This is a genomic window from Agarivorans sp. DSG3-1 (assembly GCF_046774965.1).
GTDB lineage: Bacteria > Pseudomonadota > Gammaproteobacteria > Enterobacterales > Celerinatantimonadaceae > Agarivorans.
Genome location: NZ_CP177241.1, coordinates 1,297,477 through 1,310,370 on the forward strand (window position 1 = coordinate 1,297,477; position 12,894 = coordinate 1,310,370).

Here is a 12,894-nt window from a genome sequence, read left to right on the forward strand (position 1 = left end):
GATGCTGATGTCCCTGTGACGTGTTCACACAGATTGCTTGATAGAAAGTATAGAGAACGTTGGAACCTGTTTAGGTCTGTAGCTCAGCTGGTTAGAGCGCACCCCTGATAAGGGTGAGGTCGGCAGTTCAAGTCTGCCCAGACCTACCAAGGGTCCAACGGTTAGTAAGAAAATGGGGCTATAGCTCAGCTGGGAGAGCGCCTGCCTTGCACGCAGGAGGTCTGCGGTTCGATCCCGCATAGCTCCACCATTTCTTACCTAAAAACCAAAGATAAGTCGCCGATACTTGGCCATTTAGCTTTGGTTTTTTTGATGAACCAATGCTCTTTAACAATTTGGAAAAGCTGATAAAAAATATCTCAAAAATACGAGTTAAATAACAAGTGTTTTTGGTATTCAAAAAAATAAGGTGATCGTACTCGAATGGCAGGATTTATACAGCCTGACCATTCAAGTTAGTTAAGCGACAACATTTAGGTGTTGTATGGTTAAGTGACTAAGCGTATACGGTGGATGCCTTGGCAGTCAGAGGCGATGAAGGACGTGTTAATCTGCGATAAGCCATGTTAAGTCGATAAAAGACGTTATAGACATGGATTTCCGAATGGGGAAACCCACTGCATTTTATGCAGTATCGCAACGTGAATACATAGCGTTGCGAGGCGAACCCGGGGAACTGAAACATCTAAGTACCCGGAGGAAAAGAAATCAACCGAGATTCTGGTAGTAGCGGCGAGCGAACCCGGATTAGCCCTTAAGCTTTTATGTGATTAGTGGAATGTTCTGGAAAGGACAGCGATACAGGGTGATAGCCCCGTACATGAAAATCTACTTTAAGTGAAATCGAGTAGGACGGCACACGTGATATGTTGTCTGAATATGGGGGGACCATCCTCCAAGGCTAAATACTCCTGACTGACCGATAGTGAACCAGTACCGTGAGGGAAAGGCGAAAAGAACCCCTGTGAGGGGAGTGAAATAGAACCTGAAACCGTATACGTACAAGCAGTGGGAGCCCCTTCGTGGGGTGACTGCGTACCTTTTGTATAATGGGTCAACGACTTAATTTCAGTAGCAAGGTTAAGCGAATAGCGGAGCCGTAGGGAAACCGAGTGTTAACTGCGCGCATAGTTGCTGGGATTAGACCCGAAACCCGGTGATCTAGCCATGGGCAGGTTGAAGATTGGGTAACACCAATTGGAGGACCGAACCGACTAATGTTGAAAAATTAGCGGATGACTTGTGGCTGGGGGTGAAAGGCCAATCAAACCGGGAGATAGCTGGTTCTCCTCGAAAGCTATTTAGGTAGCGCCTCGGACGAATACTAGTGGGGGTAGAGCACTGTTAAGGCTAGGGGGTCATCCCGACTTACCAACCCTTTGCAAACTCCGAATACCACTAAGTACTATCCGGGAGACACACGGCGGGTGCTAACGTCCGTCGTGGAAAGGGAAACAACCCAGACCGTCAGCTAAGGTCCCAAAGTCATAGCTAAGTGGGAAACGATGTGGGAAGGCTTAGACAGCCAGGATGTTGGCTTAGAAGCAGCCATCATTTAAAGAAAGCGTAATAGCTCACTGGTCGAGTCGGCCTGCGCGGAAGATGTAACGGGGCTAAGCTATGCACCGAAGCTACGGATGCTTGACTTGTTCAAGCATGGTAGAGGAGCGTTCTGTAAGCCGTTGAAGGTGAGTCGTAAGGCTTGCTGGAGGTATCAGAAGTGCGAATGTTGACATGAGTAACGATAAAGGGGGTGAAAAGCCCCCTCGCCGAAAGACCAAGGTTTCCTGTTCAATGTTAATCAGAGCAGGGTGAGTCGGCCCCTAAGGCGAGACTGAAAAGTGTAGTCGATGGGAAACAGGTTAATATTCCTGTACTTCGTATAATTGCGATGGGAGGACGGAGAAGGCTAGGCCAGCATGGTGATGGTTATCCATGTTTAAGGTTGTAGGCTGGACACTTAGGAAAATCCGGGTGTCTAAGGCTGAGAATTGATGACGAGTGTCTACGGACATGAAGTGGTTGATGCCCTGCTTCCAGGAAAAGTCTCTAAGCTTCAGATTATACGAAACCGTACCCCAAACCGACACAGGTGGTTGGGTAGAGAATACCAAGGCGCTTGAGAGAACTCGGGTGAAGGAACTAGGCAAAATGGTACCGTAACTTCGGGAGAAGGTACGCTCTTGATGGTGATGGGATTTACTCCCTAAGCTGCTGAGAGTCGCAGATACCAGTTGGCTGCAACTGTTTATTAAAAACACAGCACTGTGCTAAATCGAAAGATGACGTATACGGTGTGACGCCTGCCCGGTGCCGGAAGGTTAATTGATGTGGTTAGTCTTTGGACGAAGCTATTGATCGAAGCCCCGGTAAACGGCGGCCGTAACTATAACGGTCCTAAGGTAGCGAAATTCCTTGTCGGGTAAGTTCCGACCTGCACGAATGGCGTAATGATGGCCAAGCTGTCTCCACCCGAGACTCAGTGAAATTGAAATTGCCGTGAAGATGCGGTGTACCCGCGGCTAGACGGAAAGACCCCGTGAACCTTTACTACAGCTTGACACTGAACATTGACCCTACATGTGTAGGATAGGTGGGAGGCTTTGAAGCGTTGTCGCTAGATGATGTGGAGCCGACCTTGAAATACCACCCTTGTAGTGTTGATGTTCTAACGTTGGTCCCTTATCGGGATTGCGGACAGTGTCTGGTGGGTAGTTTGACTGGGGCGGTCTCCTCCCAAAGAGTAACGGAGGAGCACGAAGGTTGGCTAAGTACGGTCGGACATCGTACGGTTAGTGCAATGGCATAAGCCAGCTTAACTGCGAGACAGACACGTCGAGCAGGTACGAAAGTAGGTCATAGTGATCCGGTGGTTCTGTATGGAAGGGCCATCGCTCAACGGATAAAAGGTACTCCGGGGATAACAGGCTGATACCGCCCAAGAGTTCATATCGACGGCGGTGTTTGGCACCTCGATGTCGGCTCATCACATCCTGGGGCTGAAGTCGGTCCCAAGGGTATGGCTGTTCGCCATTTAAAGTGGTACGCGAGCTGGGTTTAGAACGTCGTGAGACAGTTCGGTCCCTATCTGCCGTGGGCGTTTGAGAATTGAAGGGAGCTGCTCCTAGTACGAGAGGACCGGAGTGGACGAACCGCTGGTGTTTGGGTTGTTATGCCAATAGCATTGCCCAGTAGCTACGTTCGGAACTGATAACCGCTGAAAGCATCTAAGCGGGAAGCAGGCCTTGAGATTAATTCTCACTGGGACTTTAAGTCCCCTGAAGGGCCGTTGGAGACTACAACGTTGATAGGCAAGGTGTGTAAGTGCTGTGAGGCATTGAGCTAACTTGTACTAATTACCCGTGAGGCTTAACCATACAACACCTAAGTGGTGTGTATGTTTGATGAAGATTATCTTATTTAGAAACCAAGAGTGCTTGTTAGACTCGTGGGATGTTTCAGCTTTTTCGAATGTTAAAGACAACAAGTTTTTGCCTGGTGGCAATAGCGTTGTGGACCCACCTGAACCCATGCCGAACTCAGAAGTGAAACGCAACTGCGCCGATGATAGTGTGGGGTTTCCCCATGTGAAAGTAGGTCACTGCCAGGCTCCAAATACTAAGCCCGCTCAATGAGCGGGCTTTTTTATCTAAGCAGTGATTTAGGCCTGTGCCTTTGTTTAGATGAACCCGTTTTTGCCTAGTGGCAATAGCGTTGTGGACCCACCTGAACCCATGCCGAACTCAGAAGTGAAACGCAACTGCGCCGATGATAGTGTGGGGTTTCCCCATGTGAAAGTAGGTCACCGCTAGGCTCTCAATTAACTAACCCCAAAGTCGTCAGACTTTGGGGTTTTTTATTGCCTGAATGAAAGTGAAATGATTTAGAAGCGGGGTGTAATTGCTAAATTGACAACTTGTCCTAACCACTACTAACCAACAAATAAACTGGTGCGTTATGCGAAAGTTTGGATGCTAAGCGCCTAGGAGTGCGTTACTGACGACACTTTTACGCTTTGTTGATGGCTTTCTTAGTGACCTTGCAAATCCTTTGTTACAATGAACTTAGCATAGAGCGACCAACCAAGAATTTATAATAATGACCCCACGCTTTTCTCGTAATGCCTCTTTACTGTCTCTGCCTAAAATAGCTCAAGATCCTGAGCGGTATGAGGTGTTATTGAGCGCTAAAGCATATCGATTAAAACTACTAGAGCTAATTGCTCAAGCTGATTCACGAATCTATATTGTGGCGCTTTATCTAGAAGACGATGAAGCTGGCCGTTCTGTTATGGATGCTCTCTATGCAGCCAAACGCCAACGCCCTGACTTGGAAATAGTGGTATTAGTTGATTGGCATAGAGCACAGCGCGGTTTAATTGGGCAACAAGATGCTCAAGGCAATGCAGCGATGTATCGCGAGTATGAAGCAAGGTTTCCAGGCTCTGTGAGACTGCTTGGCGTACCTGTTAGCCATAGAGAGTTATTTGGGGTTCTTCATCTCAAAGGCAGTATTGTTGACGACACTGTGATTTATAGCGGCGCCAGCATCAACGATATTTATCTTGAGCAACAGCAGCGCTATCGTTCCGATCGTTACCAGTTGTTAGGTAATCAACGTTTAGCTAACGCAATGGTAAATTATGTCGATCAATTTCTCATAGATTGTGACGCAGTTTCTAGTCTGTCTACAGCGACACCGTTAAGCACCCGAATGCTTAAACCTGCAATACGGCGCTTGCGAGTCACTTTGCAACGCGAACAATACAACTATTATCCGCAGGACCTCAGCGAGAGCCAAGTAGGAGTGACTCCTTTACTTGGTTTGGGGCGTCGCCAAAACCTGTTAAACAAAACCATTCGCCAGTTGGTGGTGAGTGCACAACACCAACTCACAATATGTACCCCTTATTTTAATCCCCCTAGCTCTTTGTCTAGAGAAATAACTAAAGCGCTTAAGCGTGGGGTAAAGGTTAAGCTCATTGTTGGCGATAAAACGGCCAGTGATTTTTATAGCGATCCTGAGCAAAGCTTTAAAGTCATTCATGCTTTGCCTTACTTGTATGAATGTAATTTAAACAAGTTTGTAAAGCGTCAGCAGCGTTATATCAATAACGGCTTGCTAAGTATTAATGTTTGGTCGCATGAGAAAAATAGCTTTCATGTGAAGGGGATTTGGGTTGATGAGCGGTTTACCTTACTGACCGGGAATAATTTGAACCCAAGAGCTTGGAACCTCGATTTGGAAAACGGCTTGTTGCTAGATGACCCCAACGGTTTGCTACACGCTAAGAGAGATGAAGAACTTAATAATATTCTGTGCCATACCAGCTTGGTGCATAAGCCGTCAGATCTCGAACAACTCAATCAATACCCACTACCAGTGAAGCGTTTGTTAAAGCGTATCTCTCGAGTGCGCGCTGACCGTTTACTAAAACAAATTTTGTAGCATCAAGTTTAAAAAATGCCCAGCTGAAGCTGGGCATTTTTAATGCATATAGTTAGCTAAAGCTTAAACCACAGGCGCAGTGTTTTAGTTTCTGCTAGCTAGGGAAAGAAAAATTAACGCCTTCCCTCACCGAAGATGAAGGCCAGCGCTGGGTAATGGTTTTACGTTTTGTATAAAAACGCACGGCATCTGGTCCATAGGCATGTAAATCACCAAACAACGAACGCTTCCAGCCGCCAAAGCTGTGAGAAGACACTGGTACAGGTAAAGGAACATTAATCCCTACCATGCCTACTTGAATGTTGTCTGAAAAGTAACGTGCGGCTTCGCCATCACGAGTATATAAACAGGTGCCATTGCCAAATTGATGCTGATTAATGAGCTGCATCCCTTGTTCCATACTGTCTACGCGGACCACACATAATACCGGCCCAAAAATCTCCTCTTGGTAGGCTTTCATGTTACTGGTTACGTGGTCGATTAAGGTACCGCCAACATAAAAACCCTCGGGATAGCCCGCCACCTGAGGGTTTCGGCCATCAACCACCACTTTGGCGCCGTCTGCCTCTGCGCTGCTAATGTACATAGCAACTTTGTCGCGTTGCTCCGCGGTAATCAGTGGTCCAAAATCATTTTCTTTATTCGAATAAGCGCCCACTTTTAGGCTTTGCATGGCATCACTTAAACCCGCAATCAGTTTGTCGGCTGTATCATCGCCTACTGTAACGGCTACCGATAATGCCATGCAGCGTTCGCCAGACGAACCAAAAGCAGCACCAAGCAGTGAGTTAACGGCGTTGTCCAAATCGGCATCTGGCATAATTATCGCGTGGTTTTTTGCGCCACCTAATGCTTGGCAGCGCTTACCGTTGGCGGTTGCTGTGGCATAAATGTATTCGGCAATTGGGGTTGATCCAACAAAGCTTACCGCAGCGACTCGAGAATCACTAAGTAGGGTGTCTACCGCTTCTTTATCGCCATTTACTACGTTGAATACGCCATTGGGCAAACCTGCCTCATGTAATAGTTCAGCAATCAACAAGGTGGCTGACGGATCTCGTTCCGATGGTTTTAGTACAAAGGTATTTCCACACATAATCGCCATTGGAAACATCCACATCGGCACCATTACTGGGAAGTTAAAAGGAGTAATACCTGCGACAACACCCAGCGATTGAAATTCACTCCATGAATCAATGCCTGCTCCCACGTTTTTACTGTGTTCGCCTTTCAGTAACTCAGGTGCATAACAAGCATATTCAACATTTTCGATACCGCGAGTCAACTCGCCCATGGCATCGTGTACTATCTTGCCATGCTGCTGGCCTACTAATTCACAAATTTGTTCGGAATTTTCTTCCAGCAAGCTTTTATAGCGAAACATGATTTGAGCACGTTTAGCGACAGGTGTATTTCGCCAGGCAGAAAAAGCGGCTTGAGCAGCCGATATGGCTTGTTCTACAGTAGCCTTAGGCGCTAATGCCACTTGGTTAGCAACTTTACCGGTTGAGGGATTGAATACATCTTGTAAACGGTTGTGTTCGGTTTGTGTCTCGCCGTTAATTAAGTGACCAATGATAGACATGTTATGTTCCTTTTCCTTAAAAGCTTAGGCGTGGCCTGATAAGTGCTGAATCGTGTCGCCTAATGCATTAAATAGGCTGTCAATTTCGTTTGCGGTAACCGTAAACGGAGGCGCAATTTGTAGAGTGTCTGCACCATAGCGTACGTAGAAACCTTGCTGCCACATCGCTTGTGCGACTAAATAAGGGTTTAGCGCTGGCTCCCCTGGTGCGTGTTCAAGATTTAACCCTACTGCCAAACCCATATTACGAATATCACTGACTAACTCTAAGCCAGCTAACTGATGGGCTGCTCGCTCTAGTAATGGAGACATTTCTCGCGCCCGCTCAATCGTATGTTCTTTCTCTAATAAATTTAGAGTGGTCAAGGCTGCTGCACACGCAATGGGGTGAGCTGAATAGGTATATCCATGTGGCAATTCCAACATATAGTCCGGGCCACCTTCTGCCATAAAGGTATCGTAAATTTCCTGCTTACAGGCTACGGCACCCATGGGAATAACGCCATTTGTCAGCTGTTTAGCCATGTTGATGATGTCGGGTGTTACGTCGCACGCTTCGGCACCGGTTTTGTAGCCTAAGCGACCAAAGGCGCATATCACTTCATCAAAAATAAGCAGTATTTGGTGTTGGTCGCAGATCTCACGCAAACGCGTTAAATAGCCGAGCGGAGGAGGAATAACTCCAGCGCTGCCAGCCATGGGTTCTACAATGACGGCGGCAATGTTAGAGGCATCGTGAACTGCAATTAGATCCAATAGGTCATTAGCCAGTTCGGCGCCTTTCTCTGGCTGACCTTTGGTAAAGGCATTTTCTGGCAATACGGTATGGCGCATATGAGCGGCATCGACCCCCGCGCCAAAAATAGCGCGATTGGGCCCTATACCACCTACTGAAATACCGCCAAAGTTCACCCCGTGGTAACCCTTACCGCGGCCAATTAATTTGGTTTTACTGGCTAAACCCTTCTTTCGCCAGTAAGCGCGAGCAATTTTGAGTGAGGTATCTGCTGATTCTGAACCCGAACCAGTAAAAAACACTCTATTTAGCCCTGCTGGCATAAACTCAGTGATTTTTTCAGCCAGTTGGAATGACGCTGGATGACCAAACTGGAACGCTGGCGAATAATCTAGTAGGCCGGCTTGTTTAGTTATTGCCTCGGTAATCTCTTGGCGGCCATGCCCCAAGCCACAGGTCCATAAACCAGACAGACCATCAAAAATTTTGCGGCCATCGGCATCATAGTAGTAATTGCCTTTGGCTTGTTTGATGATGCGTGGGTCTTGTTTGAACTGGCGATTACCAGAATAGGCCATCCAATGACTATCGAGCTGATTTTGCGTAATGCCCATTTGTTCTAGTGTTGCCATTTGCATCCCCAAGCAAGCTTCATTTGTTGGTTTAGCTTAAAACTCGCGTTGCGTTTCATAAATGTGTATCTTTCAAACTAAAGTTTCATAAAGGTGAAACAAAATGCAGAAGATACTCGGCCAGTTAAGCGATATTGATTTACGTTTGCTCAAAGTATTTAGAGTGGTGGCCGATTGCGGCGGCATTTCAGCGGCTGAAGTAGAACTGAATATTGGTCGCTCTACCATTAGTCGGCATGTGAAAGACCTAGAGATTCGACTCGGGGTAACCTTATGCCAGCGTGGGCGAGCTGGTTTTGTGCTCAGCCCTGAAGGGCAGCATGTTTACCAATCTAGCTTACGCTTAATGGGCGCGTTAGATGAGTTTCGTGCCGATGTACAAAGCTTGCATAAAGACATGACGGGCAAGCTGGCCATTGCCCTGTTCGATAAAACCGTTACCAACCAGCAGGCTAAGATCTCAGAAGCACTGCAGTTGTTTGACCAACGTGCGCCCAAGGTTAGCTTAGATTTATACGTAGAAACTCTTTCAGTGATTGAAAGTGGAGTCATCGAGGGGCGCTATCAGCTGGGAATTGTGCCGGGTCAGCGACAATCTAGTAGCCTTAACTACCAATACTTGTTTGATGAGAAAATGGCGCTGTATTGTGGCTATCACCATCCTCTATTTAAGCGCAGTGATATAACCATTAGCGCGCAAGAAATAGTGGCTCAAAAATATGCGGGTCTTGGCCATCACTCTCCCAATATGGATACTTCGCAGCGTAAAGGTTTTAGCCGCCAAGCGACTGCCTACGATCAAGAAGCGATTGCTACTTTGCTATTGTCGGGCGCCTATTTGGCTTATTTGCCCGAGCATTACGCTAGAAGCTTTGTGGAACAAGGCTTGATAAGAGCATTAGGGGGTGAAGACTTTGCTTATCACTGCCCATTTTTAGCAGTAACGCGTCATTCACCAAAGCCTTCTCGAATTCTAGCCTGTTTTATCGATTGCTTGAATCAAGCTCACGGAGTTCAGTAAGGGCAAATGCTAGCGTATTAGGTGACTTAACCAGGCGCTAATCGCTTTCACTTGGCTGGGCGATACACTATGAGCCATATCAAACTGCTGAAATTCCACTTGATAGTGTTGAGCTTGCAACTGGTTAAAGGCTCGTTGGCCGAGGTTTAATGCCACTACGTCATCTTGGCGACCATGTTGAATTAACACTGGAGTGTTAGTTTGCAACGCTGTTGTGGGCAGGCTTTCTGCTAATAAGTAAGTAGACATGCATAACAAGCCACCCAAGCTATTTGGGTAATTTAAGGCGCACTGATAGGCAACGGCACCGCCTTGGGAGAAGCCAGCAATAAAGATTTTCTCGCTAGCAATACCCAAAGTAACTTGTTGCTGAATGACTTGCTCAATCTGTTCGCTTACCTCATCTAGGTGGGAATGGTTAATCTGTCTTTCGGGAGAAAAGGCTAAAATATCGTACCAGGCGGGCATGAAATAACCGGCATTTACTGTCACCGATCGAGTCGGTGCTGCCGGAAAGATAAAACGTACCGCGGCATCGGCAGGCAGTTTGAGTTGTTTTGCCAAAGGAACAAAGTCTTCTGGCCCCGCGCCTAATCCGTGCAACCAAATTACACAGTGGCGCGCCGGTTGTTGTGGTTCTACAGTAATAGCATTATCAAGCATCGAGTTTCCTTTGCTGAATGAGAATCTTCTCTGTAAGCTGTGCAAAATTTTAAGCAACGGGCATTGTATGCCAATACCTCGGAGAGACAAGCATGCAAGAACTAATAGATGAAATAAGGGATGCAGACCAATCGGGTGCTTACCCAAGCGATCTTCCTACAGAAGCTCAATTAGTTGAAGTAGAAGAACTCATTCTAATCCCGATGCCTGGTGACTTACGTGCTTTTCAACTTACCGTAAGTAATGTTGCTATTGGAAGTTTAGAGCCGGTGACCATTAGTGACCCGTATTTACATACTTACTTACCGGAAGTTGCCGCCACCGCTTGGAATTTGGGTTTGCCTCGTGAGTTCATTCCTATTTGCCAGAACGGTGATAACTTTTACTTTATTAGTCAAGAAGGTGAAATAGGTTACTGGCAGGGTCAAGAGGATTTAGTTCCTGAATGGGATACCATTTGGGATTGGGCAACCGAAGTATGGATGCAAAGCTAAGTCGTTAATGGATGAGAAGCAGCAGTACCTTGCCAAGTTTTGGCTGGTGATCGGTCATATTCCCGAGGGACGAGTCGCCACTTATGGTGGTATAGCCGAAATGGCCGGTTACCCAAGAATGGCTAGAGCGGTAGGGCGCTGCCTTAAAACCTTACCAGAAGGCTCAAGTCTGCCGTGGCATCGAGTAATAAATGCCAAGGGCATGATTTCATTTCCTGAGGGTTCTCCTCAGTACCAAACGCAGCGGCAACGTTTAGAAGACGAAGGCATTATTTTTCGCAATAATAAGGTACCTCTAGCTCAACACCTTTGGTTGGGCGACTAGCTGTTACTGCTTTTGTTCGCCTAGGTGTAAGCTTAACTTGTGCTCTAAGTAATCACTAGACAGGCCAGTGAGTTGCTTTAGCTGATGCAGTTCTTGTTGTTGTTGCGTATTTAAACTAAAGACTTCTTTCACTGCGAGTTTGTTGTTTTTCTTCGCCGATAGGGGAAAGGGTACAACGTTACTGACTTGGCGAGTCGCGTAAGTTTTATTGGCTTGGTAACTATCTACATTGCAAAACTGCTTAGCATTAACAGTAAGCAAACGTCTCTCTTTAAGATCGTGTAATACCATGATCTACCACTCTCTATTTATCGTTTAAAACTACTGAGCAATAGAGTCACTATTTGTTGGCTTGAACATCTCTGGATATTCGTTGACAGCCGGTTGGTAAGTGCTTATTGCTACTTCATTCTAGCTTGAACTAGTTGTTGTTTTTATCATTGACGCACTCAGCTTAGGCCAACCAATACTCAAATCAATGGTTAATTTTGCGCTTAGATGATGGACCACTGTTATGTTGCTGATTTAACTTTAATAAGGCCTAAAATTCCAAGGAGAACCTAGCTGTAAAAGAAGTTTTACAATAAGACTAAAGTTGTAGCTAAAGTCTATTCTTGTTACCGTTTTAACTTGAACCTAAGGTTCTGCTAGTTACACTGCATATCACTGAATAACTTTGATTAAGTAGCCACGATTTGCCAGAGCTTTCGCTAACCTCATCAACTCCCGCGGTAAAACCGTGGTTTTTGTATATCATTCGTACCAAAAACCAGCATCTTTACACCGGAGTTACCACAGATGTAGAGCGCCGCTTTAGCGAGCACCAGCAAGGTGGATTAAAAGGCGCAAAAGCGCTGCGTGGTAAAGGTCCATTGATTTTGGCATTTCAACAGCTCATGGCGTCTAAGCAGCAAGCAATGCGCTTAGAATATGCTATTAAACAACTCTCAAAGTCGAAAAAAGAGTTGCTGGTCGCGGGTAAGTTAGATTGGCAAAACCTTTTGTAAACGGGCCTTAATCGGGACTATTTTGCCAATCTTCTAAGCCGTAACGTGCCAATATTTTTTCCAGTTCTCCAGTTTCGCGCATCCCAACAATTGCCTCACTGAGCTGAGAGGACAAGGCTCTACTTTGTGGATTACTGGGTGAAAAAGCGATGTATACCAAACTTGATTCAAACTCTTTAGCAAAGCGAATCTTTTGGTTATCTCCTTGCTGATGGCTGTAATAACTTGCCACGCTTTTGTCTTCGATGTACCCATCAATTCGCCCTTCTTGTAATAGCTTATGCATCTTTACTAAGGGTTGATCACTGCGTACGGTGATGATGTTTCGTTTGTGCTGCTTCGCTGATACGTAGCTATCGATAGCGGGACCATAATCATAATTAGCAATGACAGCAATACGTAGTTCTTCCAAGGACTCAATACCTTGATATTGCCAGGTGCTATCATTGCGCATTACCAATACTTGGGTCGCGCGGCCAATGGCTTCACTAGGGTAAATAAAACCCTCGGCTTCACCATTTACGGCGCCAACCACACCTTGATAAACCCCTTTCTCACTATGCCTTAATGCTCGTGTCCATGGCATTTCGCGAAAGTTAACCTGATATTTAGGGCTATAAGCGCGCTGAATGATTTCTATCGCATAACCAGGCCGCCGACTATTGGGTTTACAGTTAAATGGGCACCAGCGGTCTGCAGCAAACGTTAATTGTTCAGTTTGGTTGGCCTGAAGTTGCCAAGGTAGGCTGGCTAAGACCAAGCTGACAACGGCGAGAGCGACCTTTAGCAAGGGAAGCTTATGTAAATGGAACAAACGAACAGCATCGGGGAAAATCTCAATACAACAAACTTTGACAGTGCATTATGCTGATTTAATAAAGGATTGTATTGGAAAGGCTTAGCATATTGAGCGAACAAACTAAGCTTGCTGTCTACTAAAGTTGACAGTAAATACTTCAGTTTAGCGAGAGCGCTCATTCTCT

General features: G+C 46.2%; 10 protein-coding genes, 2 tRNA genes and 3 rRNA genes. 10 read left to right on the forward strand and 5 right to left on the reverse strand.

Annotation, left to right across the window (positions count from 1 at the left end; translation table 11 throughout):
* Positions 1 to 72: 72 nt before the first annotated feature.
* From ACLD71_RS06080 to pssA, 6 genes are all read left to right on the forward strand, one after another.
* Positions 73 to 149, forward strand: a tRNA-Ile gene (locus ACLD71_RS06080).
* Between the two features lie 25 nt (positions 150 to 174).
* A tRNA-Ala gene (locus ACLD71_RS06085) sits at positions 175 to 250 on the forward strand.
* A gap of 236 nt (positions 251 to 486) precedes the next feature.
* Positions 487 to 3,377: ribosomal RNA gene (locus ACLD71_RS06090) — 23S ribosomal RNA — on the forward strand.
* 117 nt (positions 3,378 to 3,494) lie between these two features.
* Positions 3,495 to 3,610 (forward strand): 5S ribosomal RNA (gene rrf, locus ACLD71_RS06095).
* Positions 3,611 to 3,698: 88 nt separating this feature from the next.
* A 5S ribosomal RNA gene (rrf, locus tag ACLD71_RS06100) occupies positions 3,699 to 3,814 on the forward strand.
* Positions 3,815 to 4,098: 284 nt separating this feature from the next.
* Positions 4,099 to 5,448, forward strand: a complete 1,350-nt coding sequence (gene pssA, locus ACLD71_RS06105; RefSeq protein WP_137672606.1) for a CDP-diacylglycerol--serine O-phosphatidyltransferase — start codon at positions 4,099 to 4,101, stop codon at positions 5,446 to 5,448.
* A 94-nt stretch (positions 5,449 to 5,542) separates the two neighbouring features.
* On the opposite strand, the gene ACLD71_RS06110 is transcribed toward pssA, so the two are convergent.
* Both ACLD71_RS06110 and ACLD71_RS06115 read right to left on the reverse strand, forming a co-directional pair.
* The gene (locus tag ACLD71_RS06110; RefSeq protein WP_411993609.1) at positions 5,543 to 7,033 is read right to left on the reverse strand and encodes a CoA-acylating methylmalonate-semialdehyde dehydrogenase; all 1,491 of its coding nucleotides are present in this window, start codon (positions 7,031 to 7,033) and stop codon (positions 5,543 to 5,545) included.
* Positions 7,034 to 7,057: 24 nt separating this feature from the next.
* Positions 7,058 to 8,401, reverse strand: coding sequence for an aspartate aminotransferase family protein (locus ACLD71_RS06115; RefSeq protein WP_411993611.1), 1,344 nt, complete (start codon positions 8,399 to 8,401; stop codon positions 7,058 to 7,060).
* A 103-nt stretch (positions 8,402 to 8,504) separates the two neighbouring features.
* On the opposite strand from ACLD71_RS06115, the gene ACLD71_RS06120 reads away from it, so the two are divergent.
* Positions 8,505 to 9,422, forward strand: coding sequence for a LysR family transcriptional regulator (locus tag ACLD71_RS06120; RefSeq protein WP_137672603.1), 918 nt, complete (start codon positions 8,505 to 8,507; stop codon positions 9,420 to 9,422).
* Between the two features lie 9 nt (positions 9,423 to 9,431).
* Here ACLD71_RS06120 and ACLD71_RS06125 read toward each other — a convergent pair whose 3' ends face one another.
* On the reverse strand, positions 9,432 to 10,085 hold the full coding sequence (locus ACLD71_RS06125; RefSeq protein ID WP_411993613.1) for an alpha/beta hydrolase: 654 nt from the start codon (positions 10,083 to 10,085) through the stop codon (positions 9,432 to 9,434).
* Positions 10,086 to 10,177: 92 nt separating this feature from the next.
* Here ACLD71_RS06125 and ACLD71_RS06130 point away from each other — a divergent pair, with 92 nt between their 5' ends.
* Positions 10,178 to 10,579 carry an SMI1/KNR4 family protein gene (locus ACLD71_RS06130; protein WP_303516910.1) on the forward strand — a complete coding sequence of 134 codons (402 nt, stop codon included), beginning with the start codon at positions 10,178 to 10,180 and terminating at the stop codon, positions 10,577 to 10,579.
* Between the two features lie 7 nt (positions 10,580 to 10,586).
* Positions 10,587 to 10,904 carry an MGMT family protein gene (locus tag ACLD71_RS06135; protein ID WP_137672600.1) on the forward strand — a complete coding sequence of 106 codons (318 nt, stop codon included), beginning with the start codon at positions 10,587 to 10,589 and terminating at the stop codon, positions 10,902 to 10,904.
* A 3-nt stretch (positions 10,905 to 10,907) separates the two neighbouring features.
* Here ACLD71_RS06135 and ACLD71_RS06140 read toward each other — a convergent pair whose 3' ends face one another.
* Positions 10,908 to 11,195 (reverse strand): hypothetical protein, encoded by a 288-nt coding sequence (locus tag ACLD71_RS06140; protein WP_137672599.1) that lies wholly within the window; start codon positions 11,193 to 11,195, stop codon positions 10,908 to 10,910.
* 404 nt (positions 11,196 to 11,599) lie between these two features.
* Here ACLD71_RS06140 and ACLD71_RS06145 point away from each other — a divergent pair, with 404 nt between their 5' ends.
* Positions 11,600 to 11,911: a GIY-YIG nuclease family protein gene (locus ACLD71_RS06145; RefSeq protein ID WP_411993616.1), complete on the forward strand. Its 312-nt coding sequence runs from the start codon at positions 11,600 to 11,602 to the stop codon at positions 11,909 to 11,911.
* Between the two features lie 7 nt (positions 11,912 to 11,918).
* Here the strand turns inward: ACLD71_RS06145 and ACLD71_RS06150 are convergent, their stop codons facing one another.
* Positions 11,919 to 12,725: a substrate-binding periplasmic protein gene (locus tag ACLD71_RS06150; RefSeq protein ID WP_411993618.1), complete on the reverse strand. Its 807-nt coding sequence runs from the start codon at positions 12,723 to 12,725 to the stop codon at positions 11,919 to 11,921.
* Between the last annotated feature and the right edge of the window lie 169 nt (positions 12,726 to 12,894).